The organism is Streptomyces sp. NPDC059454, from assembly GCF_042749965.1.
Classification (GTDB): domain Bacteria; phylum Actinomycetota; class Actinomycetes; order Streptomycetales; family Streptomycetaceae; genus Streptomyces.
In genome coordinates, this window is sequence record NZ_JBHYVC010000058.1 from 23,363 (window position 1) to 50,026 (window position 26,664).

General features: G+C 73.8%; 14 protein-coding genes. 8 read left to right on the plus strand and 6 right to left on the minus strand.

The genetic code is table 11. The features are described from left to right. Nucleotides 1-36 precede the first annotated feature (36 nt). The 3 genes from ACFXAE_RS28960 to hypE are packed head-to-tail and all read left to right on the plus strand — an operon-like array spanning nucleotide 37 to nucleotide 2,535. Nucleotides 37-348, plus strand: a complete 312-nt coding sequence (locus ACFXAE_RS28960) for a HypC/HybG/HupF family hydrogenase formation chaperone (protein ID WP_384720098.1) — start codon at nucleotides 37-39, stop codon at nucleotides 346-348. Then, entirely contained in the window at nucleotides 345-1,475 is a 1,131-nt protein-coding gene (hypD, locus tag ACFXAE_RS28965) for a hydrogenase formation protein HypD (protein WP_384720100.1), read from the plus strand. The genes ACFXAE_RS28960 and hypD overlap by 4 nt, the downstream gene beginning before the upstream one ends. Next, nucleotides 1,468-2,535, plus strand: a complete 1,068-nt coding sequence (hypE, locus tag ACFXAE_RS28970; protein ID WP_384720102.1) for a hydrogenase expression/formation protein HypE — start codon at nucleotides 1,468-1,470, stop codon at nucleotides 2,533-2,535. The genes hypD and hypE overlap by 8 nt, the downstream gene beginning before the upstream one ends. A gap of 93 nt (nucleotides 2,536-2,628) precedes the next feature. On the opposite strand, the gene ACFXAE_RS28975 is transcribed toward hypE, so the two are convergent. Continuing rightward, nucleotides 2,629-3,351: an FAD binding domain-containing protein gene (locus ACFXAE_RS28975; RefSeq protein WP_384720104.1), complete on the minus strand. Its 723-nt coding sequence runs from the start codon at nucleotides 3,349-3,351 to the stop codon at nucleotides 2,629-2,631. A gap of 208 nt (nucleotides 3,352-3,559) precedes the next feature. Further along, entirely contained in the window at nucleotides 3,560-5,011 is a 1,452-nt protein-coding gene (locus ACFXAE_RS28980) for a WGR domain-containing protein (RefSeq protein WP_384720106.1), read from the minus strand. Between the two features lie 131 nt (nucleotides 5,012-5,142). On the opposite strand from ACFXAE_RS28980, the gene ACFXAE_RS28985 reads away from it, so the two are divergent. Then, nucleotides 5,143-16,869, plus strand: coding sequence for an amino acid adenylation domain-containing protein (locus ACFXAE_RS28985; protein WP_384720108.1), 11,727 nt, complete (start codon nucleotides 5,143-5,145; stop codon nucleotides 16,867-16,869). Here the strand turns inward: ACFXAE_RS28985 and ACFXAE_RS28990 are convergent. Beyond that, nucleotides 16,846-17,403 (minus strand): tellurite resistance TerB family protein, encoded by a 558-nt coding sequence (locus ACFXAE_RS28990; RefSeq protein WP_384720110.1) that lies wholly within the window; start codon nucleotides 17,401-17,403, stop codon nucleotides 16,846-16,848. The two genes, ACFXAE_RS28985 and ACFXAE_RS28990, sit on opposite strands and share 24 nt — an antisense overlap. 165 nt (nucleotides 17,404-17,568) lie before the next feature. Between ACFXAE_RS28990 and ACFXAE_RS28995 the strand changes: the two genes are divergently transcribed. Together ACFXAE_RS28995 and ACFXAE_RS29000 are read left to right on the plus strand one after the other, a co-directional pair. Beyond that, nucleotides 17,569-18,699 carry an acyltransferase family protein gene (locus ACFXAE_RS28995; protein ID WP_384720112.1) on the plus strand — a complete coding sequence of 377 codons (1,131 nt, stop codon included), beginning with the start codon at nucleotides 17,569-17,571 and terminating at the stop codon, nucleotides 18,697-18,699. 140 nt (nucleotides 18,700-18,839) lie between these two features. Further along, a complete protein-coding gene (locus ACFXAE_RS29000; protein WP_384720114.1) occupies nucleotides 18,840-22,808 on the plus strand; it encodes a metallophosphoesterase in 3,969 nt (1,322 codons plus the stop codon). A gap of 57 nt (nucleotides 22,809-22,865) precedes the next feature. Here the strand turns inward: ACFXAE_RS29000 and ACFXAE_RS29005 are convergent, their stop codons facing one another. From ACFXAE_RS29005 to ACFXAE_RS29015, 3 genes are all read right to left on the minus strand, one after another. Next, nucleotides 22,866-23,246 (minus strand): hypothetical protein, encoded by a 381-nt coding sequence (locus ACFXAE_RS29005; protein ID WP_384720124.1) that lies wholly within the window; start codon nucleotides 23,244-23,246, stop codon nucleotides 22,866-22,868. A gap of 37 nt (nucleotides 23,247-23,283) precedes the next feature. Further along, entirely contained in the window at nucleotides 23,284-24,516 is a 1,233-nt protein-coding gene (locus ACFXAE_RS29010) for a ricin-type beta-trefoil lectin domain protein (RefSeq protein WP_384720116.1), read from the minus strand. Between the two features lie 168 nt (nucleotides 24,517-24,684). Continuing rightward, on the minus strand, nucleotides 24,685-25,041 hold the full coding sequence (locus ACFXAE_RS29015; RefSeq protein ID WP_384720118.1) for a hypothetical protein: 357 nt from the start codon (nucleotides 25,039-25,041) through the stop codon (nucleotides 24,685-24,687). 781 nt (nucleotides 25,042-25,822) lie between these two features. Here ACFXAE_RS29015 and ACFXAE_RS29020 point away from each other — a divergent pair. Both ACFXAE_RS29020 and ACFXAE_RS29025 read left to right on the plus strand, forming a co-directional pair. Next, a complete protein-coding gene (locus tag ACFXAE_RS29020) occupies nucleotides 25,823-26,101 on the plus strand; it encodes a hypothetical protein (protein ID WP_384720119.1) in 279 nt (92 codons plus the stop codon). A gap of 98 nt (nucleotides 26,102-26,199) precedes the next feature. Further along, the gene (locus ACFXAE_RS29025) at nucleotides 26,200-26,622 is read left to right on the plus strand and encodes a DUF350 domain-containing protein (protein WP_217132512.1); all 423 of its coding nucleotides are present in this window, start codon (nucleotides 26,200-26,202) and stop codon (nucleotides 26,620-26,622) included. The last annotated feature ends 42 nt before the right edge of the window (nucleotides 26,623-26,664 follow it).

The window sequence follows — 26,664 nt, forward strand, 5'->3', positions numbered from 1 at the left end:
CGGGCGTCCCCGCGCGCGACGAGTGAGGAGATCCGCATGTGTCTGGCGGTACCCGGCCGAGTGCTGGGCGTGGAGGAACGGGACGGCACCCGCATGGCCACCGTCGATTTCGGCGGGGTGGTCAAGGAGGTGTGCCTGGAGTACCTGCCCGATCTGGAGGTCGGTGAGTACGCCATCGTGCACGTCGGCTTCGCCCTGCAGCGGCTGGACGAGGAGTCGGCCCGCCGGACCCTGGAGCTGTTCGGGGAACTCGGCATGCTCCAGGAGGAGTTCGGCGATCCGTGGGAGCAGGCCGCGCGGACCGCGCGGCCCGGCGGCGAGGAACCGGCCCGGGAGGTACGGCGATGAAGTACATCGAGGAGTTCCAGGACCCGGAGCTGGCGGCGCGTCTGTTCGACGACATCCGGGCCACGGTGACCCGGCCGTGGGCGCTGATGGAGGTGTGCGGGGGCCAGACGCACAGCATCATCCGGCACGGCATCGACCAACTGCTGCCGGAGGAGGTGGAGTTGATTCACGGGCCGGGCTGCCCGGTCTGTGTGACACCGCTGGAGGTGATCGACAAGGCGCTGGCGATCGCCTCACGGCCCGAGGTGATCTTCTGCTCCTTCGGGGACATGCTGCGGGTCCCGGGCACGGGACGCGACCTGTTCCAGGTGCGGGGCGAGGGCGGGGACGTGCGCGTGGTGTACTCGCCGCTGGACGCACTGCGGATCGCGGAGGAGAACCCGGACCGGGAGGTCGTGTTCTTCGGCATCGGCTTCGAGACCACCGCGCCGCCCAACGCCATGACGGTGCACCAGGCCCGCAGGCGTGGCATCCGCAACTTCAGTCTGCTGGTCTCGCACGTCCGGGTGCCGCCCGCGATCGAGGCGATCATGCAGTCCCCGGACTGCCGGGTGCAGGGGTTCCTGGCGGCCGGACACGTGTGCAGCGTGATGGGCACCGAGGAGTACCCGGCGCTCGCCGAGCGGTTCCGGGTGCCGATCGTGGTCACCGGGTTCGAGCCGCTGGACATCCTGGAGGGCGTACGGCGGACCGTGCGGCAGCTGGAGCGGGGCGAGCACACGGTCGACAACGCCTATCCGCGCGCCGTCCGTCCCGAGGGCAACCCCGCCGCGCGGGCGATGCTGGACGACGTGTTCGAGGTCACCGACCGGGCGTGGCGCGGTATCGGTGTCATCCCGGACAGCGGCTGGCGGCTGTCCGCGCGTTACCGGGACCACGACGCCGAGCACCGCTTCCAGGTGGGGGACATCGCCACCCGGGAACCCGCCGAGTGCCGCAGTGGTGAGGTGCTGCAGGGGCTGCTGAAGCCGCACGAGTGCGAGGCGTTCGGGACGACGTGCACCCCGCGTACACCGCTGGGGGCGACCATGGTGTCCAGTGAGGGCGCCTGCGCCGCGTACTACCTGTACCGGCGGCTGGAACTGGACGTGACCGTCCCGCGGCGCGAGGAGAACTCCGTTGTCTGACACCACCGCAGCCCCGGACATGCTCTCCTGGTCCTGTCCGGCGCCCCTGCGCGACCGGCCGCGCGTGGTGATGGGCCACGGCGGTGGCGGCGTCCTGTCCGCCGAGCTGATCGAGCAGGTCGTCCTGCCAGGGCTCGGCGCGGCGGCACCGGGCGCGCTCACCGACTCCGCCGTGGTCGAGCTGGGCGGTGCCCGGCTCGCCTTCTCCACCGACTCCTTCGTGGTGCGGCCGCTGTTCTTCCCCGGTGGCAGTATCGGTGATCTCGCGGTCAACGGCACGGTCAACGACCTCGCGATGAGCGGGGCGCGTGCGGCGTACCTCTCGTGCGGCCTGATCCTGGAGGAGGGCGTCGAGATCGAGACGGTCGGCCGGGTCGCCGAGGCGCTCGGTGCCGCGGCCCGTACCGCCGGAGTGCGGGTGGTGACGGGCGACACCAAGGTCGTGGAGGCCGGCCACGGTGACGGCGTGTACGTCAACACCTCGGGCATCGGCGTGATCCCCACGGGGGTCGATCTGCGCCCGGAGCGGGTGGTCCCCGGCGATGTCGTCCTGGTGAGCGGCGCCATCGGCGTGCACGGCGTGGCCATCATGAGCGAGCGGGAGAACCTGCGGTTCGAGACCGGGGTCGAGAGCGACTGCGCGCCGCTCGGCGGGCTCGTGGAGGCGATGCTGGCGGTCACTCCGGACCTGCGGGTGCTGCGCGATCCGACCCGCGGGGGTCTGGCGGCCTCGCTCAACGAGATCGCCGTGGCGTCGGGGTGCGGGGTCGTCGTCCAGGAGCGTGCCGTCCCGGTGCCGCCGCCGGTGGCCGGTGCCTGCGCGATGCTGGGGCTCGACCCCATGTATGTGGCCAACGAGGGAAAGCTCGTCGCTTTTGTGCCGCGGGAGCACGCGGACGCGGTCCTGGCCGCGATGAGGGCACATCACCTGGGTGCCGATGCCGCCGTCATCGGTGAGGCGGTCGCGGAGCACCCCGGCATGGTCGTCGCACGGACCGGGCTCGGGGGCACCCGGGTGGTGGACCTGCCGATGGGCGAACAGCTCCCGCGGATCTGCTGACCGGAAGCGGTGTTCCCGGGTGGGCGGGCCCGCCGGTCGCGTGCGGTGCGCGCCGGTGCGCCACCCGGACGGGCCGGGTGGCGCGCGCCGGTGTCAGCGGCCGGCGGTGCGGTCCAGGACCGCGGTCACCTCGCGGCGCACCTCGTCCCGTGCCTCGGCGGGGAGTGATCCCAGGTCCGTGCGGTCCAGGGTCCGGAGCACCTCCTCGGTCCCGGTGTGGCAGGGCGTGGTCTCGCTGATCACCTCGTAGCCGTCCCGGGCGGCGACGAAGAGGCGGTGGGTGCCGTCGCCGTCGGCGTGCACGGCGGTGGCGACGACGAAGGGCGGCCGCCCGCCCACCTCACCGGCCGCCTTGTGGTACCCGCTGGCCACGGGGTCGCGCCAGCGGATGCCGAGCAGCAGATGGCGCTTGGCCACCACGTCGGCCAGGTCGGTCTCGTAGGTGCCGTCCCGGTCCAGTACGGTCGCCCGCGCGTCCAGGACCAGCGCCGCGGGCAGCAGACAGCGCAGGGTGCTGCCCACGATGTTGCCGCCGACGGTGGCCGTCCGGCGTACGGCGCCGGTGCCCACGGTGGAGGCCGCGCGGCGCAGCACGTCCGGCACCCGGTCGTCCACCTGGTGCAGCAGGACGGCGGCGCCCAGCGCCTCGCGTTCTATGAGGTTGGCCTGGGGGAGTTTACGCAGGGACATCGCCTGCTCGGGGAAGCCGTCACGTTGCCAGAGGGCCCACACGAGGGTGGCTCCGCCGACGGGCACCGCTCCTTCGGCCAGATACCGCTGGGCTTCGGACAAGGACGTGGGCAGACGCAACAGCACGACGGTCGACCTGCTTTCCTGAACAGGGCCGGGAAACCACGGCTTCTCACGGGGTGATCACGAGCACTGCATTGTCCGTACCCATGCGGGGGCGCGTGCAGGGCTCACGGGTTCATCGTGTGCACCCACCGGTGGCAGGGCCTGGCGTTTCCCCGGCCGTGCGCCGGGGGACGGCCGGGGCCGGCGGCCGGGTCGGGGCGCGTCCCGGTCACTGGAGCCGGCGGATCTCGCCGCGCACCCGGTAGAAACCGCCGGCCGCCGGGTGCAGCGCGTCCACGACATAGCGTGCGCCGGGCACCCGTATCGCCCGCGGGAACTGCACGTTCCAGGAGTCGTCGTAGCCGTCGGAGACGACATGGACGCGCAGCCGGCCGTTGTGCTGCACGCATTCGACGACGACGGCGCCCGAGGGGGCCTGTGCGACGGTCGTCACCGCGGTCGCGGCCGTGGCCGGCGCGTAGGTCGGCAGGGCCGCGGCGAGCTTGACGTCCCGCGCGACCGGCACCGTGCCCTGCTGCGCCGCGGCGACGGCGGCCTCGCTCGCGTCGACGCACACCAGCGAACCGTCCGTGGTCACCAGGTAGAGCCGCTCGTCGCGGTACTGCATGGACAGCGCCGATCCGCCTCCCGTGCCGAGCTTCCACAGGCGCGTGCCGTCCCGGTCGAAGCAGTAGACGGACGACGCGGCGTCGCCGGCGAAGACGAACCGTCCGCCCGGGGAGGTGGCGCAGGAGTACACGGCGCTGTCGCAGGCGTAGGTGGCCTCGATGGTGCCGGTCGCCTTCGACAGCCGCTGCACCACGCGGTGCGCCGTACCGGCGTAGACGGTGTCGTCCTCCTGCCAGCCGAACAGCACCCCGCCGCGGGTGGGGGTGTGCCACAGCTCGCCGCCGCCGTCGGGCGCGTAGGCCGTGACGCCCCCGTGGTGGCCGTGGTAGACGGCCCGGTCGTCGGCGCGGACCATCCAGGCGTGCTCGCCCTGGCTGCGGCGGGTCCACTGGTGCTCGTCCTCGTGGTCGATGACGGTGAGGCGGCCGGCGCGGTCCGAGACGTTCAGCACGCCCTCGTGGATGTCCAGCCAGAAGATGTCGACGTCCGCGGCGATGTCGTAGGCGGCGAACGGCAGTTTCGAGGAGAGGTCGTAGACCCGGCCGTCGTCGCAGCCCGCGTAGATCCAGAAGTCGTCCGCGACCAGGCACTTCACACCGTCCGGCAGACTGAAGCGGGCCAGCACCTCGCCCTCGTGGTCCAGGGTGAAGACGTCACCGGACTGATTGCCGACCCAGCAGCGGTCGTCGTCGACGTGGATGCCGAACGCCGAGGAGCCGGTGCCGAACCGCCACAGCACGGGGGCCACGGCACGCGCGGTGGACGGGGCCGAGGCCACCTGACGCCGGGTCACCGCACGCGGGGCCCGCTGCCCCCGCACCGCCGGCGCATAGCCCTTGCGGACCTTCTCCCCCACCTTCTTCGCCGCGGCGGCCTGTGCCTTCGCGGCCGTGGGGAACGTCGTCGTCTGGGTCTGTCCCGCCGCGCCGATCCTGCCGTAGCGCACCGTCACCGTCCGGTCGTCGACCGTCACTTCGTAGAACTTGTGCGCGGCGCCGTCCTCCTGCGACAGCTCCAGATACGTCGTCGACACCGTGGAACCGGCAGACATGGCAAACCCCTCCCCAGACGGAACCCGCGGCTGTTCCGCCGGGTCCTACTGATCGAACCGTAGGCGCAGCCACTGACAATGGGGTCGGTCGTCGTCGCCGACCCGCCGCCCACGCGTGAACGAACGGACCCATGAACGCCGCAACGCTGCTGGACGTCCTGCTGGACGCCGCCCGCCATGCCCCCGACCAGGTGGTCGTCCATGTCCGGGGGGACGGCGTCGAAGTGCCCGTCACCTTCCGGCGGCTGCTGGAGGACTCCTTGCGTGTCGCGGGCGGGTACCGTGACGCGAGAGTCGCACCGGGCACCTGCGTACCGGTGGTCGCGGACCGCGGTGAGGACTTCCAGCCCCTGTTCTGGGGCGCGCTCGCGGCCGGTCTGGTGCCGGTGCCGCTGGCGCCCGACATGCGGCGGGTCCGTCCCGTGTGGGAGCACCTCGGCCGCCCCCCGGTCGCGGTGGACGAGGCCTGCGCGGACGTGGCCGGCCAACTCCCGGACGACGCCCGTGTGCTGCGGCTGGAGGAGCTGAGGACGTCCTGCGCCGTCGAGTCGCCCGCCACCGCCGCCCCGGACGACCTGGCGTTCCTGCAGTTCTCCTCCGGCAGCACCGGGGCGCCCAAGGGCGTGGAGCTGACCCACGCCGCCGTGCTGGCCAACCTCCGCCAGCTGCTGGAGGCCGCCGCGCTCACCGACCGGGACGTGGTGGTCGGCTGGATGCCGTACTTCCACGACATGGGGCTCATCGGCACCCATCTGGCGCCGCTCGCCGCACGGGCCAAGCAGGTGCGGATCGCCCCGCTGTCGTTCGCGAAGAATCCCCGGCTGTGGTTCGAGGTGGCCGCCGCGCACCGGGCCACCCTCCTGTCCGCCGCCAACTTCGCCCTGGCGCTGACCGTCCGCAGGGTGCCCGAGGAGGTGTTCGCCGGGCTCGATCTGAGCGCGGTACGGCTGATGCTGGTGGGCGCCGAGCCGATCTCGGCGACGGTGTGGCGGGAGTTCACCGCCAGGACCCGGCCGTCCGGGCTGGACCCCCGGGCGGCGACGCCCGTGTACGGGCTGGCCGAGGCGACCCTGGCCGTCGCGTTCCCGCCGCCGGGCGAGGTGGCCGTGCCCGTGGCGCTGGAGCGTGCCGCGCTCAGCCGTGGGCGGGCGGTGGAGCGGGAACCGGGCGGCGACGCGGTGGAGTTGATGGATGTGGGGCTGCCGGTGCCGGGGTGCTCGGTGCGTGTCACCGATGACCGCGGCCGTTTGCTGGGCGACCGGCGGGTGGGGCACATCGAGGTGCGTGGTCCGCAGCTCGCCCGGGGGTACCACGGTCTGCCGGAGGTGACGGCGGCCGCCTTCGCCGACGGCTGGCTGCGCACCGGCGACCTCGGTTTCCTCCGGGACGGCCGGCTGTGCGTCAGCGGCCGGCACAAGGACGTGCTCTTCGTCAACGGCCGTACGTTCCACGCCCCGGACATGGAGGAGGTCGCGGCGGGCACGCCCGGGGTGCCGTCCGGGACGACGGTGGTGATCGGGTCGACCGACCCGATGACCGGCGGGGAGCGGGTGGTGGTGTTCGTGGCCTGGGCGCGGCCGCCGCGTTCCGCGGCCGGCGCGCTGGACCGGGTCGCGGGGCGGGTGCGGGCGGCGCTGGGCCACGACGACGTGCGGGTGTTCGCGCTGCCGCCGTCCGCCTTCCCGCGCACGACCAGCGGCAAGGTGCAGCGGCAGCGGATGCGGTCACGGTTCGAGGCGGGGGCGTACCGGCCCACGGCCGCCTCCGGGGCGGCCCCGGAGGGCAGGGAGCCGCGGCCGTCCGGGGACCCGGCGCCGGCGCCCCGCTCCCGCGCGCAGGTGCGGGGCGTGGTGCGGGAGGTCTGGGCGAAGGTGCTGGGGATACCGGAGCCGTCGTTCGGGGACCGGGACCGGTTCGCCGAGCTGGGCGGCGGCTCGCTCAAGGCGATGGAGGCGCTCGCCGGACTGGAACGGGCGCTGGGCGTGACGCTCGGGCCGGCCGTGATGCGCAACGACACGGTGGCCGCTCTCACGGACCACCTCCTGGACGCGGCAGGGCACCGGGGGTCCGAGCGGCGGGAGATCGCGGGCGGTACGCCGTCGCAGCGCACGGAGACCGCCGTGGTGGGGCTGGCCTGCCGGTTCCCCGGCGCCGGTACGCCGGAGGAGTTCTGGGACCTGCTCACCGCCGGCCGCGACGCCGTGACGGCGGTGCCCGCGGGCCGCTGGGGCACGGCCGGGGCGGAGGACGGACGGTGGGGCGCCTTCCTGGACGACCCCGCCGCCTTCGACGCCGGGCACTTCGGAATCGGTGCCGAGGAGGCGCGCGCACTCGACCCGCAGGCCCGGATCTTCCTCGAACTCGCCCACGAGGCACTGGAGCGCGCCGGATACGCCGGGCCGCGCCGCCGCGGCCTGCGGATCGGCGTCTTCGCCGCCGTCGGCGACAGCGGCTACCGGCAGGTCCTCGCCGAGGCCGCCCCCGGCGGTGCGCCGCCGGCCGAGGCCGCCCTGACCGGCAACCTCCCCAGCCTCGTCGCCGCCCGCGTGGCGCACTGTCTCGACCTGGACGGCCCGGCGCTGGCCGTGGACACCGCCTGCTCCTCGGGCCTGGTGGCCCTGCATCTGGCCCGGCGCAGCCTCGCGGACGGCGAGTGCGACCTCGCGGTCGTCGGCGGCGTCAACCTGCACCTGACCCCGGCCGCACACCGGTCCCTGGAGGCGGCGCGGGCCCTGTCGCCGACCGGGCGCAGCCGCGCCTTCGGCTCGGCGGCCGACGGGTTCGTACCGGGCGAGGGCGGGGCGGCACTCGTCGTACGGCATCTGGCGGAGGCCCGGCGTGACGACGACACGGTGCTCGCCGTCGTCCGCGGCACCGCCGTCAACAACGACGGTACGTCGCTGAGTCTGATGGCTCCCAATCCACTGCGCCAGCGGGAGGTGATCACCCGGGCCTACCGGGACTGCGGGGTCGACCCGGCGTCGGTGACCTACGTCGAGGCGCACGGCACGGGCACGGCCGTCGGCGACCCGATCGAACTGCGGTCCCTCGCGCACGCCTTCCCGCCCCGCCCGGACGGCCGGCCCCGGCTGCTCGGCTCGGTGAAGACCAACCTCGGGCATCTGCTGAACGCGGCCGCGCTGCCCTCGCTGGTGAAGGTCGTCCTGGCCCTCGGCCACGGCCGGCTGCCCGCCTCGCTGCACCACACCCCGCCCTCCCCCGCGCTGGAACGGTCCGGGTTCGCCCTGGTCACCGGGGAGACCGACTGGGATTCGGACGGGCCGCGCAGGGCGGGCGTCAACGCCTTCGGCTTCGGCGGCACCAACGCGCACGCCGTCCTGGAGGAGGCCCCGCCCGCGCCGGTGCGCACCGCGCGCCCGGCGGGCGACGGCCCTCGTCTGCTGACCCTTTCGGCGGGCAGCGCGGAGGGACTGGAGGCGTGGACGTCGCGGCTCGCGGATCATCTGCGCGAGCACCCCGGACTCGACGAGGCCGACGTCTGTGCGGCGGCCGGCGCGGCACGGGACGACCGGCCCCACCGCCTCGCGCTCGTCGCCGACGGCGACCTGCCAGAACGGCTCGCCGCGGCGTCCGCGACGCTTCGAGGGGTGTTCACCGGGACGGTGACGCACCGGCCCCGGACCGTCTTCGTCCTGCCCGGTCAGGGGGGCCTGCGGCCGGGTCCGGGCCGGGCGCTGTACGCCACGGCACCGGTGTACCGCGCCACGCTCGACGAGGCGTCGGCGCTCGTCGGCACGGTACACGGGCGGGAACTGACGGACTGGTGCGCGAGCGGCGACGTGACCGAGGACGACCTGGCAGCGACGGAGGTGGCGCAGCCGCTGCTGGTCGCGCACGGTGTCGCCCTCGCCCGGCAGCTGACCGCCTGGGGCGTACGGCCCGACGCGGTCGTCGGGCACAGCGTCGGCGAACTCGCGGCCGCCTGCGTGGGCGGGATGCTGTCCCTGCGCGAGGCGGTCACGTTCGCGGCGGAACGCGGCCGGCTCATGGGCGGGTCGACCGCACCGGGCGTCATGGCGGCCGTGCGGGGCGCCGGGGAGCGGGAGGTGTCCGCCCTGGTGGACGCCTCCGGAGGTGAACTGGCGGTCGCGGCGTACAACGGGCCGGGGCGGCTGGTGATCTCCGGCGCCCCCGACGCGGTCCGCCGGGCGTCCCGGCGGCTCACCGAACAGGGCGCGCTCGTCCGCCCGTTGCGGGTGTCGCGCGCCTTCCACTCCCCGCTGATGGAGCCGGTCGCGCAGGCCCTGGCGGACGCGGCGCGCGGGCTGGCGCCGACGGCGCCCTCGACACCGGTGATGAGCACGCTCACCGCCGCGTGGCAGCCGCCGATGGACCCGGCCCACCTGCGTGAACACGCCCTGCGGCCGGTGCGGTTCGACCGGGCGGTGGCGCGTCTGGTGGAGGAGGGCTACGACACGTTCGTGGAACTCGGTCCGACCCGGACCGTCCCGCCCGCCGCCGGCGTCTTCGTGGTGTCCGCGGTCGAAGCATCGGGTGGGGCACGGGAGTTGCTGGAGACCGTGGCCCGACTGTGGACCCGGGGCGTACCGGTGGACCGTACGACGCTCGACGAGGGCCGCCGGCGGGTCCCGCTCCCGCCGTACCCGTACCGGCGACACGTCTACCGGCCCGAACCCACGACGCAGGGCCTGCTGCACGACATCGTGTGGCGAAACGCGCCCGCTGCGGACGTTCCTGCCGCCGGGGCGACGGGGGTCCCCCGGCCGGCCCCGACGCACCCCGGCGGCGGCACCGTCGCGGTGACCGGTGCGGACCCGGCGGCGGCACACCGGCTGGCGGACCGGCTCGCCGCCCACGGCGTGCGCACGGTCACGGAAACGGACGGCGTCGAGGCCCTGGAAACCGTGATCCTGGCCGGCGGTGCGGCCCGACCGGACACGGTGCCGGATCTCCACCGGCACCAGCGTGAAGCGATCAGGGCGTTGCGCGACGCCCTCGCGCTGCTCGACCGTACCGGCGCCCGTCGTCTGCTGGTGGTGACCCAGGACGCACACGTCACGGGCCACGGCCCGGAGCGCCCGAACCCCGCCCAGGCGGTCCTCGGCGGACTGGCCCTCGCCGTACCCGGGGAATCGGCGGGGGCCATCGCGAACTGGGTCGACCTCTCCTCCCTCGACGACGAGGAGCAGCACCTGCGGGCAGTGCTCGCCGAGACGTCGGCGCCGCAGGCGGAGGGGGCCGTCGCCTGGCGGGCCGGGCAGCGCTCGGTGCGCGTCGTCGTGCCACGGCCCGGGGAACGAACGGCCGGCACGGCCCCGCTCCCCACCGACGGCACCTACCTCATCACCGGCGGCGCCGGAGGCATCGGCTCCGCACTGGCCCGGGACCTCACGGGCCGGGCCCGCCCCGTCCTCGTCCTGGCAGGCCGTTCCCCCCATCCGCCCCGGGGCCTGCTGGAAGAGCTCACCGCCCGCGGCGCCGAGGCCCGCTACGTCAGGGCCGACCTCACCGTCCCCGACGACGTCGAACGGCTCGTCGCCGGCCTCCCCCCGCTGGACGCCGTCTTCCACGCGGCCGGAGTCGCCCGGCCCGGCAGTCTGCGCGGAACGGACGTGCGGGAGACGGTGGACGCCCTGGGGGCGAAGACGCTCGGCACCGTCCTGCTGGCCGAGGCACTGGACCGGCACGGGCAGCGCCCCGGGGTGTGCGTCGCGTTCTCGTCGGTGTCGTCGGTGCTGCCCGGCCTGGCCGGCGCCCTGGGCGCGTACGCGGCGGCGAACGCCTTCCTCGACTCCTTCGCCGGCGCCGAACGGCGGGCGGGCCGCCCGTGGCTGTCGGTGAACCTCGGACCGTTCGGCGAGACGGGCCTCGCCGCCGGGCGCGTCGGCGGCCACGCGAGCGCCGCGGGCCGGCCGCTGGCGACGGCGCCCGCGCTGGCGGCCCTGCGGTCGGCCTGCGGCACGGACGTGGCACAGCTGGCGCTCGCCGATCTGACACCCGCAGCACCTCCGGTCGCCCCCGAGCCGCCCACGGGTGACGAAGCAGGCCGACAGGTCCCGGCTGCCTCCGGTACGGCCGCCGTACTGCGGGAACTGCTGGCGCAGTCCCTCGGGATCCCGCCGGCGGCGGTCGACGACGACACGCCGTTCCTGGCCCTGGGCCTGGACTCGCTGGGCGCCGTCGATCTCGTCAAACGGCTGGAGCGGAAGCTGGGGCGGGACCTGCCCACCACCCTCTTCTTCGAGCACCGGACCGTGCGCGAACTCGCCGCCCACCTCGACGACCGGGCCCCGGACCGCCCGGACGGCGAGCCCTTCGCGCTGACGCCCGTCCAGCTCGCGCTGCACACCAGCAGCCTGCTTCACCCGGACGTCCCGGCGCGCGGTCATCTGCGGCTGACGGTCCGCGGCCCGCTCGACACCGGCGTCCTCGGCCGGGCGCTGGCGCACCTGGCGCAGCGGCACGGCACGCTGCGGCTGCGGGTGGACACCTCGGGCGCGCGGCCGGCGCAGCGGGCGGCGCCGCCGGTTCCGGTGGCGGACTGGTACGAGGTGCTGGACTGCGCCGCCGAGGACGTGGCCGGCATCGAGTCCGCCGTGTGCAACCGGCCCTTCGACCTGACGGCGGGTCCGCCGGTACGCGCCGTGCTGCTCCGCCAGGAGCCGGAGCTCGCCCATCTGCTGCTGGTCGTGCACCACGCGGCCGCCGACGGGTACAGCCTCAACGTCCTCGCCGAGGAACTGTGGACCTCGTACACCGCGCTGTGGCACGGAGAGCCCGCGCCGCGGGCGGTGCCACCGGCGCCGGACTTCGCGCGGTACGCGGCGAGCACGCGGCGCTCCGGCGTGCCGGACGCCGTCCGGCGCTACTGGGCGGAGCGTCTCGCCACGCGCGGTGAACCACTGCGGCTGCCCTACGACGGTGATCCCGACGCTCCCGCGACCGGCCCGATCGTGCAGCACCACGGCGAGTTCGACGCCGAGTCGAGCGCCGGTCTCGAACGGCTCGCCGCCACGCACGGTGTGTCCCTGTTCCATCTGCTCCTCGCCGCGTACGTGCGCTGCCTCGCGCGGTGGACGGGGCGCCGGGACGTCGCCGTGAACGTGGCCAGGGCCGGGCGCGACGACCGCTTCGACGGGGTGGAGCGGCTCGTCGGTCCGCTCGCCGACACCCTGCCGCTGCTGTGCGAGGTGGCCGGTGAGGAGCCGGTCGTGGTGCTGGCGGAGCGGTTGCGCCACCTCTGGTTGGAGAGCGAGCAGCACGCCGGGGTGAGCAGCCTGGACCTGGCCGGGATGCTGCCCGGCGACGGTGCCGGGCCGCGCACGGTGAGCCCCGCGGGCTTCAGCTTCGCCCGGTTCCCGGCCGCGGCGGCCCCCGGCTGCCCGGTGGAGGTGGGGGCGACCGCGGCCGGCACCGGGTCGGCGACGACCCGGCTGTCCCTGCTGTGCTGGGCGGACGGTCCGGTGCTGCGCGTGTCGTGGAACTTCCCGGCGCCGCTGTTCGAGCGGGCCACCGTGGCCCGTCTGGACCGGGAGTTCCGGGAGGAGCTGGCGGCGCTCCTGCGCACGCCCGAACCGGCACCGTCCGTGCTGCCCGACGGGCGTCTCCCCCTGGTCGGCCGGCTGCTCGACCGGTTCCGTACGCGCTCCGGCGCGACCGCCGTGGACGCCGGGGAGGCATCCCTCACTTACGGGGAGCTCGACCGCGCCTCCGCCGCCCTCGCGGCACGGCTGCGTGCTCACGGCGTCCGTCCGGGCGACCTGGTCGGGCTGCTCACCGAGCCGGGCGCGGACACGGTGGTGGGTGTGGTGGGCATCCTGCGGGCCGGGGCCGGCTGGGTCCCGCTGGACCCGGAGCATCCCCGGGCGCGGCTGGCCGATCAGCTGGCCCGTACCGGCGCCTCCACGGTGGTGTGCCACTCCCCCACCCTGGGCCTGGCCGGGACCCTGACCGGCGTACGGACGGTGGCGGCCGACGACCCGTCCGCCGACGACGGCCGCCCCTTCGCCGTCGCGCCGGATCCCGGGGCGGTCGCGTACGTCATCTTCACCTCCGGGTCGACGGGACGCCCGAAGGCGGTGCCGGTCACCCACCGGGCGATGGAGAACTACCTCGACTGGGCCGTCGACGCCTTCGGCTACGGCCCCGACGACCGGCTCGCACAGACCGCGTCGCCGTGTTTCGACGCCTCGGTGCGCCAGTTGCTCGCGCCGCTGATGGCAGGCGGCACCGTGGTGACCGTGCCCAGGCACCTGCTGCGGGACCCCGAGCTGTTGCTGACGCATGTGGAGCGGGCGCGGGTGACCGTGTGGAGTTCCGTTCCGACACTGTGGGAGCAACTGCTGTCGGCCGCCGAGGCGCGGACGGCGCGGGGCGTGGATCCGGTGGACCTGTCGGCGCTGCGCTGGGTGCACGTCGGCGGTGAGGCGCTGCCCGTGGAGCATGTGCGCCGCTGGTTCGACCTGTTCGGCGGCGGCACGCGGATCGCGAACCTGTACGGGCCGACCGAGACGACCGTCAACGCCACCTGCCACATCATCGAGGCGCGTCCGGGCGACGGGGTGCGGCGGCTGCCGATCGGGCGGTCCGCGGCCGGCGCCCGGCTGGAGGTGGTCGACGCCGGCGGTGCCGTGTGCGGGGCGGGTCAGGCCGGGGAGCTGCTCATCTCGGGCGTCGGTCTGACCTCCGGCTACCTGGGCGAACCGGAACTGACCGCGCGGGCGTTCACGGTGCGCGGAGGGCGGCGCTGGTATCGCAGCGGGGACCGGGTGCGCCGGTCGGCGGACGGCGTCCTGGAGTTCCTGGGGCGGGTCGACGACCAGGTGAAGATCCGCGGGAACCGGGTGGAGCCGGGCGAGGTGGAGGCGGCGCTGCAGACCTGTCCCGGTGTCGGGCGGGCCGTGGTGCTCGCGCACGAGGGGCGGCTGCTCGCCTTCGTCACCACCCGGACGGGGGCCGAACGTCCGGTCGCGGGTGAGGTGCGCCGGCAGCTGGCCGGGCTGCTGCCGTCGTACATGGTCCCGGCTCGGATCACGTGCGTCGACGCGCTGCCGCTGACCGGAACCGGCAAGGTCGACCGGCCGGCTCTGCTGACCACGGACCCCGGTATCGCCTCCGGCGGTCCGGACACCCCGTCCGGTGACAGGAGGACTCCCCCGGCCACGGCGACCGAACGCCGGCTGGCGGCGATCTGGTGCGCGGTGCTGCGGGTGACCGCCGTGTGCCGGGAGGACGACTTCTTCGAGCTGGGCGGCGACTCACTGCTCGTCCTGGAGGTGTTCGCCCGGCTCACGGAGCGGGCGGAGCCGCTGCCCCGGCCGACCGTGATCTACCGTCACCGCACCCTCGCCGCGCTGGCGGAGGTTGTGGACGCCGCCGCGGGAGAGGACCCCGTGGCCGGGGACGCCGGGCCCGCTCCGGCCGGTGACCGGGATCCGGGTCCGTTCCCGGTCACTCCCGGTCAGCGCGGATTCCTCCTCGCCGAGGCGCTCTCGCCGGGCGGCGGAACGTGGCTGGCGCGCCTTCGGCTGTCCGGGCCGCTGGATCCGGACCTCTTCCAGCGGGCGGTGGACGTGCTGGTGGAGCGCCACGGCATGCTGCGCACCGTCTTCCCCGCCGGCGCCCGGCCGCCCGTTCAGCAGGAGCTGCCCCGGTCACTGCGCCTGCCGGTCGGCTTCGAGACGGTCACCGGCCCCGCCGAGGTGGACGAGCGGGCCGCGACCGAGGCCGAACGGCGTCTGGAACCCTGGGCGTGGCCGCTGCTGCGGCTTCGGGTGCTCACCCTGGAGCGGCAGGAGCACGTCCTGCTGGTGCACGCGCACCATCTCATCGGCGACGGTTACAGTTCGGCGCTGCTGATACGGGAACTCACCGAGGTGTACGACCGGTTGGCGGGCGGTGCCGCGCCCGGGCTGCCCGCGCTGCGGGCCGGCTTCCGCGACCATGCCCTGGCGGCGGCCGGGTCCGGCACCGGCACACCGGCCACGGCGGAACACCGGGCCCGGACCGGCCGGCTGAACGCCCCGTACCGGCCGCCGGTGCTGCGCGGTGCCGCCGTGAGCGGCGACCACCGTTTCGGGTCGGCCGAGTTCACGCTCGACGCGGCGCTGACGGCCGCCCTGCGCGAGGTCGCCTCGGCCGCGCGGACCACGCTGTACGCCCCGCTGCTGACCGCCTACTACCAGGAGTTGACGGCGGTGACGGGCCGGCCGGATCTGGTCGTGGGCCTGGCGGTCAGCGGCCGTGACCGCGCGCTGCCCGACGCGCACCGGGTCTTCGGGCCGTTCGCCGGCGCCGTCCCCGTGCGGCCGGCCGGTGCGGCCGACGCGCCCCTGACGGACGGGGAGTTCGGTGACGCGCTGCGCCGGATCACGGCGGAGGCGGAGGAGGCGCGCGCCCACGAGGACGTGGTTCCCCGGCGCGCCGACGGTCTGCCCGTGACGTCGCAGTTCTTCTTCACCCACCTCGACTTCGCCGCGCTGGCCCCGCGGGGCGACGGCGCGCTGCGGGTGTCGTGGGAGGCGGGGGACAGCATGTTCCTGCCGCCGTCGTCGGCGACGGACCTGTTCATGGCGGTACGGCCGGACGGTGACGGGCTGCGGGTCACGGTCCGGGGCTCCGCCGCCGCGTTCTCGCCGGCCGCGCTCGACGGGTTCGTCCGCTCGGTGCGCGGCCGTCTGGTGCGGGCGGCCGGGAACCACCGGGTCGTGGTGCCCCGGCCGGGGAAGCGGCGGGGGACGATGGACGCGGCGCTCGTCGGCTATCTGCCGGCGCCGGGGCATCTCGCACGACTGGCCGGCCTGCCCGAGGCGGCGCTGCCCCGGGCCGAGGTGCGCGACCTGCTGTTCCCCGACGGCGGGCCGAGGCTGCTGGAGACGGTGCGCACACCGCTGGGCCGGTCGGGTTTCGTGTGCGTGCCGCTGTTCGCCGACGAACTCGGGCGGGGGGCCTCTCTGGTGGACCACACCGCTCGCGCGGTGTCACTGGCCGCCTCCCTGGGCGCGCGCTGTGTGTCCCTCGCCGGGATGATCCCGTCGCTGACCGGATACGGCTTCGACGTGCTGCGGCACCGGCAGTACCCGTCGGCGGTGACGACGGGGCACGCGGCGACGGTGGTGTCGGTGGTCAGGACCGTGCACGCGGCGCTGGACGCGACCGGCCGGGATCTCGCGGACCTGGAGGTGGCGTTCGCCGGGCTGGGTTCGATCGGTGCGTCCTCGCTCGAGCTGCTGCTGTCGCTGGCCGCCCGCCCGCCCCGGCGTCTGCTGCTGTGCGATGTGCGCGGCAGCGGGCCACGGCTGCGGGAACTCGGCCGCCGGCTGAGGGAGCGCGGGCTGGCCGGCGAGGTGGAGACCGCCGAGGCGCAGCGGATGCTGCCGGACGCCGTGCATGCCGCGGATCTGCTGGTGACGGCGGTGAGCGGGGCGACGGCGGTGCTCGACGTCGACCGGCTCCGGCCCGGTGCCGTCGTGGTCGACGATTCCTTCCCGCACTGCTTCGACACCGGACGGGCCCTCGCCCGTATGCGGGAACGGAGCGACGTGCTGGTCCTGGGCGGCGGGCTGCTGCGGGTCGGCGCCACCGGCCGGGAGGTCGCCGCCGACCTCCCGGCCGCCGTGGCGGCCGGCTACCTCGCCCAGCCCTGGATCGAGGGGACTTTGGCCTCCTGCCGCACCGAGTCCCTGCTGCGCGCCTCGGACGACCGGCTGCCGCTGGTGCACGGCCTGGTGGACGCGGCGGTGGCGCGGGCCCACTGGGACGCCATGGAGGAAGCCGGGGTCACGGCGGCACCGCTGCACCTGCTCGGTCACACCGTCGGCCCGGCGTCGGGCGCCGGTCTCCCCGAGCCGCCGTCAGATGCCGAACTCCGCCGGTGACAGACCGAGGGCCGAGCAGGCGTCGCGCACGGCGTACTGCTCGGCCGGCTCGAAGCTGCCGTCGGCCCCGGCGACGACCATGCCGGTCTGGACGACGGCCCGGGCCTCGGCCGGCTTCTTCGCCGCCTTGGCGATGTCCTCCAGCGCCTTGGCCTTGCCCAGCTCGAAGTTGGCGGTGAGCCGGTCCACGTGCTCGTTGAACCGCTTGCGGAGCTGGTCCGCCGGGAAGTTCTGCAACACCTCGTTGGAGACGATCAGTTCCTCCACACGCTGCCGCTCGGCCGGGTCGACGCGTCCGTCGGCCGCGGCGACCAGCGCGCACATCGCCATGCTGGCGTCCCGGTAGGCGCCGCTCTTGAGCTCCGCCTTGGCCGACGCGAGCTGGGACTTGAACAGCCCCATCAGCTGGGCCTTGGAGCCGCCGCCCGAGGACGAGGAGGAGCCGTGCCCGTGCTGCTGTCCGCCCCCCGTGCGTGCGCCCTGGGACTGCTGGAGGGCCTTGGCCTGTTCCTTGAGCCGGTCGAACATCGCCACTTGGTGCCACCTCTTCTGTCGCTGTCACGGTCCGTCCGGTCAACGGACGCGGCCGCGACCATGTTCCCGGACGGCAAAAGAAAAGCAAAGCCGATCCGGAAGGGGATCAAAGGTTTCGAGCCGCACCGAGGTTTAGCCACCCGCGGGACGGGTGAGGCGGCTGGGATGTCGTCGCCCCACGCCCCTGCCACCGCCTCCGGTACCGGACACCTCGCCGCGCCACAGCCGGCCCGCGCGGCCGACACGAGCGGGCCGGAGCGGTGGCGGGCGCCCGCCGAACAGGACGGCACGCCCCGGCGGGCACCACAGCGTGACGCGTTCTTCGACAACGCCAAGTACCTGGCGATCGTGCTGGTCGCGGTGGGGCACGCCTGGGAACCGCTGCGCGACGGCAGCCGGGCCGTCAGCGCGCTGTACATGCTCGTCTACGCGTTCCACATGCCCGCGTTCATCGTCCTCGCGGGCTACCACTCGCGCGGCTTCGACGGCAGTCCGGAGCGCGTCAAGCGCCTGATCACCGGCGTCGTCCTGCCGTACCTCGTGTTCGAGACGGCGTACACCTTCTTCACCCGGTGGACGGACGGCGTCCCCGACCGGCCGGTCACGCTGCTGGAGCCGCTGTACCTGACGTGGTTCCTGGCCGCGTTGTTCGTGTGGCGGCTCACCACGCCACTGTGGAGGCTCGTGCGGTGGCCGGTCCCCGTCGCGCTCGCCGTCGCCATGCTGGCGACGGTCTCCCCGTCGCTCGGCGAAGACCTCGATGTGCAGCGCGTGCTGCAGTTCCTGCCGTACTTCGTGCTCGGTCTCCACCTCCGTGCCGAGCACTTCCGGACGGTGCGCCGCCGCCGGGTGCGGATGCTGGCCGTACCGGTGTTCGCCGGGGCACTGGCCGTGGCGTACTGGGCGGTCCCGCGGGTGACGTCCGGCTGGCTCTACCACCGGGACAGCGCGCAGGAACTGTCCGCCCCCGCCTGGTACGGCCCCGCCATGACCCTGGTCCTGTTCGGCTGTTCGCTGCTCCTCGTCGCCTGCTTCCTCGCCTGGGTGCCGGGGCGGCGGACCTGGTTCACGGCACTGGGCGCGGCCACGCTGTACGGCTATCTCCTGCACGGTTTCGTCGCGCAGGTCAGCAAGTACTGGGGCTGGTACGACCCGGACTGGCTGTACCGACCGCTCGGCGAGATCACGGTCACCCTGGTCGCCGCCGTGGTCGTGACGGCGCTGTGCACACCGCCGGTGCGACGGGTCTTCCGCTGGGCGGTGGAGCCGAGGCCCGCCTGGGCGTTCAAGCGCTGACCGGATCGCAGGCCCCCTTCCCCTGATCGTTCACGGCTGCTCCACCCGCGTTCACCCGCGCCACTCAGGATTCGCCATGGGCACGCCCGCAACAGCCGGTGTGCCCTTCATCGTGCGGCGATCAGGGAGGGCGGCTGCTGATGCGGACGAGACAGCGGCGAAGACGGCCGGGCGGCGGGTCCGGGGCACGGCGTCTCGCGGGAGTGGCGCTCGCGGCGCTGCTCCTGGTGAGCGGGACCACGGCGGCGGCCCAGGCCGACCCCGAGCGGCCCGCGGGGCAAGCCGGTTCGGCGGAGGGGAGCAGCCTGCCGGCGCTGGTCCCCCGCGACGGGACCTATCTGGAGGGCACCGAGCACATCGCGGCCACGCCGACGCTCGCCGGTGACTCCGTGACGAAGCTGGCGGTCGACGGGAAGGAGGTCGACGCGGAGCGGACGGTCGGGGTGTCCCGGCTCACCTTCGACGTGGGCTCGAACTCGACGGAGGCCCGCTACCGCAACCACATCGTGGTCAACGGCGACCACCGGGCCGACATCGGCGACCTCGTCAACGAGCGGGGCACGATCGAGATACCGAACCAGCACCTGGTCAGGGGCGAGAACACGATCGAGATCGTCGCCGGCACGGTCGAGAGCGCGTGCGGCACCAACCACGACGACTTCGTGCTCTCGGACATCGGTCTGGAACTGCTCGGCGAGAGGGCCGACGGCGAGGAGAACGAGTACACCTACTCGTTCGGCGACGGCAGTTGCGGCTCCAACCCCACCCTGCGGACGAGGGCGGCACTCACCTTCTTCGTCCTCGGCGACCCGCGGGGCACCACCGGACTGCGCGCCGATCTGGACACCACGGAGCTCCGCAACGGCGCCCACGTCCTCAGCGCGACCACCACGTCGGGCAAGACCGTCGAGAACGACGTGACCGTCAACAACGCGCCCGCGGGCGCGCCCCGGCTGCTGCCCGAGGACGGCACGCTGGTGGCCGGCCCGCGGACGGTGTCCGCGAGCCTTCCGGCCGGAACCGGCGGCGGCGTCGGGTCGCTGACCGTGGACGGTGCGGCGCCCGTCACCGAGGCGCACCTCGGCAACGGCGCGGCCACCTTCTCCTTCGACGTCGGACCGAACTCGATCGACGACAAGTACGACAACCACCTGGTGGTCAACGGCAAGCGGATCGACCTGGGCGGCACCTGGGTGAGCCAGCGGACGGAGATCACGGTTCCGGCCCGCCATCTGGTGCCGGGGGACAACACCGTCAAGGTCGTCACCGGCGCGTACCGGGACAGCTGCGGCGACAACCGCGACGACTTCGACCTCGCGCACCTCGAACTCGCCCTGGAAGGCGGCACCGTCACGGGCCGGGACGTCGCGGACTCCTACGCCCTGGGCGACGGTTCCTGCGGCAGTGATGACACGCGCCTGCGGGAGGTCGAGCTGCACTACTCGATCGACGCCCCGGCCGTGCACGTCAGCGACACCCTCGGCTCGGGCAGCGCGATCCTCGGCTTCACCGTGGGCAGCAACTCGATCGAGGCCCGCTACGGGAACCACGTCCTGGTGAACGGCCGGAAGCACGTGCTGGAGAGCGATGTCGCCGGACAGCACGTCGACCTGGCCTTCCCCAACGAGTGGCTCGAACCCGGCTGGAACACCGTCGACCTCGTCGCCGGCACGTACCCCACCTCGTGCGGGGACAACCGCGACGACTTCGCCGTCTTTGGCATCACCCTCACCCCGGCGAACGGCACCGCCACCGGACGGATGGTCAAGGGCTCGTACAGCCTGGGCGACGGCAACTGCGGGGACAACGTCAACCCGTTGACCGAGATCGATCTCGAGTTCTTCGTCGAGGGTCCCGCCCAGGGGCTGCGCGCCGACCTCGACACCCGGCTGATCGACGACGGCGAACACACTCTCGCCGCGGTCTCCCGGTCCGGCGAGAAGGCCACCCGCACGCTGGTCACCGACAACTCGGCGCCCCGGGTCGCCGCCAGTGTCCCGGCCGCCGGGCAGCGGATCACCGCGTCGGTCGTGCTCGACGTACGGCTGGAGGACATCTCCGGTGTGGTCGGCGGCCCGGAGCTGAAGCTCGACGGGAAGCCGGTCGAGTCCGGCACGGCCGTGGGTCCTGGCCTCCCGGCCGGTGAGCACACCCTGTCGGTGTCCGGCACCGACGGCCTCGGCAACACCGGCACCCGCGAGGTGAAATTCACCTCCGCCGGCATCCCGGACACCCCCGCCGGCCTCACCCCGAAGGCCGGCACGACCGACGCGGGCCGCAGTGTCCGGCTGTCGGCCGAGGTGGCGGAGCCCGACGGGGGCACGGTGAGCGCCACGTTCTCCGAGGCCGAGATCCTCACGCCGCGGCAGGTGTACGAGGGCACCGCGGACTCCGTCCCCACGACGCTGCGGGTGCCGGGTGAGCGCCGGGTGAAGGCCGCCGGCCTCGCGCCCGCCGACGGCAGGACCCTCGACGCACCCGCCGCCCGGGAGGTCACCTACCAGCGCTTCGACGTCCCGGTGAAGGGCCGTACCGACGCGCCGGTGCTGCGCTGGGAGGGTGCCATCGACCCCGAACGGCTCGCCGCGCTGCGCGTGTGGAACACCGCGACGGAGCGGTGGGACGTCCTGACCAGCGCCCGGGGCGCCGCCGACGGCGACACCGTGCTGACGGCGGTCGTCGACCGCGCGTACGTCGACCGGCAGCGGGTCCACGTCATGGTGACCGGCGAGGACCCGTTCGCCGACGACATCGACGCCGGTGACCCGGACCGGTTCGCCGACCCGGACGCGTACGACTTCTCGATCGTCCACTTCACCGACACGCAGTACCTCTCCGAGGGTGCGGTGGAACAGGAGACGGCCGCGGAACGCGCGGTGTGGGAGAAGGCGTACGGGGACGTCACGCGCTGGATCGCGGCCAACAAGGACGAGCGGAAGATCTCGTACGTCGCCCACACCGGCGACATCATCGAGAACAACATCCGCAAGCCCGCCGACGAGGCCACCCAGCGGCAGGTCGTGGGCGAGATGGAGGTGTCCTCGAAGCAGCAGCGGATCCTCGACGACGCCGGGGTTCCCAACGGTGTGATCGCGGGCAACCACGACAACCAGTCGGGCACCGAGAACGGGCCGGGCGCGCTGTACAACCAGTACTACGGGCCGGACCGCTACCGGGCACTGTCCGAGGGCTGGCGGCACGCCGAGTACGGCGGTCCCTGGCGGCCGGGTGACAACCAGAACCACTACGACCTGTTCTCCGCCGGCGGTGCCGAGTTCGTCGTGGTGGGTCTGTCGTACGGCGTGACGAAGGAGGAGGCCGCGTGGGCCGCCTCCGTCTTCGCGCGCCACCCCGACCGCAACGGCATCCTGCTCTCGCACGACTACCTGGCGCCGAGCACCAGCCCCGACGGACGCGGCGCCCCGTTCTCCGCGCCCGACGGCTCGATGCTGTACAGGACGGTGGTGCAGGACAACCCGAACGTGTTCCTGATCCTGGCCGGTCACGAGCACGGCGTGGGCACCAATGTGAAGCCGAAGGCGGGCGAGGTCTCCCACGGTGTCGTCGAACTGCTCGCGGACTACCAGTTCTACACCGTGTCCGCCGACCGGCTCGGCCTCACCGAAGTGGGCGGCTACCGGCCCGACGACCAGCTGCGGTTCGGTTCGAGCTTCTTCCGGATGCTGCAGTTCGACGTCGACCGGGCCGAGTTGACGGTGGACACCTACTCACCGCTGCTCGACGAGTTCGGCGCCACCGAGTACGACGCGGACCACCGCTACGACGGCACCGAGGACAACATGGTGCTGCCGGTGGACCTCAACACCCGCACCACGTCGTTCAGGACGGACTCGCTGGCGCTGTACGACCCGGTGCGCGTCATCGGCAGGGACCGGGCCGGCTCCGGTGAGGTCGCCTCGGTGACCTGGAAGAACCTCAGGCCCGGCACGGCCCACGCGTGGTTCGTCACGGCGCGTTCGGCCGGCGGCGGCATGACCGCGTCCGAGCCGAGCGTCTTCGTCACCAAGGACGCGGGCGGCCGCCCCGGCACCTGGGGACCGGACGCACCCGCCTACCCGTGGTTCCCGTCGGCCGCGGCCCGGCGCTGACCGGCTGCCGGACCACACCGCCGCCCCGGACCCGACCGGTCCGGGGCGGCGGTGTGTTCACCTCGTGCCGGTGCCGCCACGCCGTTCGTACCGGAGCGCCGCGCCCGTCGCGGCTGCGCCGAGGCCCTCCCAGACCGCGACGCCGGCGAACGCCTCCGGCGCCCTGCCGCCGATCACGGCAGCCGTGAAGACCGTGCAGGTCAGCAGCCTGAAGGGCACCGTCCAGCGGAAGAAGGCCCGCCAGTCGGCCAGCGCGGCCAGCACGTAGTACGCGCCCATGTTGAGCGCCGCCATGGACGACGCCGTCACGAAGGCCGGCGTGTGGTCGCCGCTCCCCCGCTCGCCGGGCGTGACGAGGCCGAGCACCGACAGCTGCGCGGCCGGCGAGACCAGGCCCACCGCGCCGAGGGCGGCGGCGAGCACGCCGAACACGGCCATGGTCCAGCCCGAGGCCGAGCGGGGGCGTCTCACCGGTTCAGCCCACCGTCCACTTCTGGTTCGCCCCGCCCGTGCAGGTCCAGATCTGCAGGCGGGTGCCGTTGGCGGAGTTGTTGCCGGTCACGTCCAGGCACTTGTCGGCCTGCGGGTTGACGATGTCGCGGGCGGCGGTGACGACCCATTTCTGGGCGGCGGTGCCGTTGCAGTTCCACAGCTGTACGGGGGTGCCGTCGGCGGTGCCTCCCGAGGCGACGTCCAGGCACTTGCCGAGGGCGCGGATCGTGCCGTCGGAGCCCACGGTCCAGTTCTGCGCGGAGGTGCCGTTGCAGTCGTGGAGCTGTACGGGGGTGCCGTCGGCGGAGTTGGCCCCGGCGACGTCGGCGCACTTGCCGGCCAGGCCGCGGATCGCACCGCCGGCCGGGGAGTCACCGGTCGTCACGGACACGTGGTCCACCACGAGTTGCTGCGGGAAGACGGTGGAGCCGTCCGGGTCTCCGGGCCAGTAGCCGCCCACCGCCAGGTTCAGGATCAGGAAGTACGGCTTGTTGAACACCCACTGCTTGCCGCCGAGGTCGGCGGGGGTGCGCCGCTGGTAGACGTTGCCGTCGACGGACCAGGTGATCGAGTCCGGTGCCCAGTCGACGGCGAAGGTGTGGAAGGCGTCCGCGAAGGCCTGGCCGCCCGGCAGCGTGTAGCCGGCGCCGATGCCGCCGGAGCCGGAGTAGCCGGGGCCGTGGATCGTGCCGTGCACCGTGGAGGGTTCGAAGCCGACGTTCTCCATGATGTCGATCTCGCCGGAGTCCGGCCAGTCGACCGGCGTGCCCAGCATCCAGAACGCGGGCCACATGCCCTGCCCGCGCGGGACCTTCATCCGCGCCTCGACGTGCCCGTACTGCGCGGTGAACCTGCCGGAGGTGTTGAGCCGGGCCGAGGTGTACTGGCAGGTGCCGTACCAGCACTGGTAGCCGGCCGGGTTCTCCTTGCGGGCCGTGATCACCAGATGGCCCTGACCGTCCAGGGCGGCGTTCTTGTTGCCGGACGTGTAGTACTGCCGTTCGTGGTTGTTGACGTTGTCGCCGGTCTCGATCTGCCACTTCGAGGAGTCGACCGCCGCGCCGGCGGGCCCGTCGAAGGTGTCCGAGAACGTCACGGCCGCCGCGGCGGTGACATCGGCCGGTTCCGCCTTCGCGGTCCCTGCCGCACCGGACGCGACCAGCGCGGCGGACACGGCGGCGATCAGCCATCTGCGGAGTCTGCGCGGAGAGGACATGGCTCTCCCTTTCCGTACGGCGACCCGGATGTACGGGTGCGCCGACCGAGGTTGTGGGGGGTGAACGTGCAACCACTTGATTCAAGGAGTGAGATAAGAGGCCGTCAAGTCCCTGGTACGGACCAGGAACCGCCAGTGCGGGATCCGGGCCGCGGCCCGGGTCCCCGTTCACGCCGTTGTGCCCCACGAGGTCCGGTGTGCGCAGCCCAGGTCGTGCTCGGTCGCGCACGAGGTCCACCAGCGTTCGCAGCACGCGGCCTCCACCTCGGCCTGTGCGAGCGCGGCGGCCGCCGCGTCGCGCCACGCCGCCCGGCGCCCCTCCCGTTCCCGCAGGACGGCGACGGCACGCCGTTCGTCGGCGATGACGGTCTCCCGCACCACACCGGTCACGGGAGCGAGCGAGGCGACCGCCATCGCGAGGGTGGTCCAGAGGGGGACGGTGCCCCAGGTGCGTACCGTGCAGAAGGAGAGCCAGAGGGCGACGGCGACGTACATGACGATGAGAGTGCGGCTGCCCCTGCTCATGGCTGGTTCCCCTTCTCGGTCCGTCCGGTGGACTTCTGATGCCCCGGATGCGCGCGGGCATGACTCCTGGGCGGCGACACCGAGCAAGTACCTTTGTATGCAGTCGAGTTGGTACCCGACCGCCCCACCATGCGCCACGCTGCTCACGGGAAGACCGACCGTTGGGGAGCGGAGCGTGGTCGCGCACAGACCGGTCGTGGCCGCGGTGACGGGGACGCTGCTGCTGGTGGGGTGCCGGAACGGACGAGGGGGCCGGCGCCCCGAAGCCGTCCGGGGGAGGGAGGAGCACGGCCGGTGAACCGGGTCCCGGCCCGTCGTCCCCGGCCGCCTCCGAGGGCACCGGCCCGTACACCGTGGCGGAGGACCGGGCGCCCGGCACACGGGTCGAGGCGGTCGAATTCGTGCGGGGAATCGCCGTGCGGCCCGACTGCTTCGGCGTCGGATTCCGCAAGAGCGATCCGTACGAGAGCGATCCGGCCGAGTGGGCGGTGCTGGGCGAGGACTGTCTGTGGCGTCGCGAGCCACTGCCGGACCGGGTACTGGCCAGTCTCACCCGGGCGTTCGTCCTGCCGGAGGCGAAGGGCAAGGAGGCCGTGCACGTGTCCGTCACCGTGACGGTGCACGAGGACACCGCGGCCGGGCGACGGGACATGGCCGTCTCCCTGGAGGAGGCGCTGCGCTGCCCGGAGCAGCGGCTGAACGCCACGCAGCGGGTGCGGGGGCTGTACTCGCCTCCCGTGACGACGACCCGGGCGGCTCCGGCCCGCGACGCCCCTCGTACGTGCTCGGTGTCCACTCCACCCGCGGGGCGTCCGCCGCCCTGTTCAGCGGGGCGTGCGAGGGCGCGGCACGGCTCGCGGTCGCCGAGCACAACGCCGGCCCGGGCCGCGCCTACGACCTGACGGTACGGCTGGCGCGGGACCGGGGTGACGCCGCGAGCGCCCGCGAGGCGGTCCGCTCCTTCACCGCCGACCGGGACGGGGGCGCCTTCCTCTACCGGATCAGCGACGGCGCCGCACGCTTCGTCGCCCGCGCGGACGACATCGGCCGCAGGGCATGACGGGGCACCGGGCCGGGGCGTCGAACGGGTGCGCTACATTTTGCACGCCCTTGACCGCGATCACTCACGATCTCTCACGCTACGGAGCCGGCAACCCCATGAGCGACATCGTCAACGGACTCGGCCGGGCCACCGCCTACGGCGCACTCGGACTGGTTCTGCTGGTCCTCGGCATCGTCCTGGTCGACGTGCTGACGCCCGGAAAGCTCGGCCGGCAGATCTGGCAGGAGCGCAACCGCAACGCCGCGATGGTGCTGAGCTCCGCGCTGCTCGGCATCGGCGGGATCGTGTTCACCTCGATCTGGACCACGTACGAGGACTTCGGCAAGGGACTGGCGTCGACCGCGGCGTTCGGTGTGCTGGGTCTGGTGATGATGGCCGTGGCGTTCCTGGTGGTGGATCTCATCACCCCGGGGCGACTGGGTGCCACGCTGGTCGAGCCCGAACCCCACCCGGCGGTCTGGGTGACGGCGTCCTGCAACCTCGCGGTGTCCGCCGTCATTTCGGCGTCCATCGCCTGACGCGGGGTTCCTCCGGCCGCCCGGCTTCCGCGCCCCGGGGCC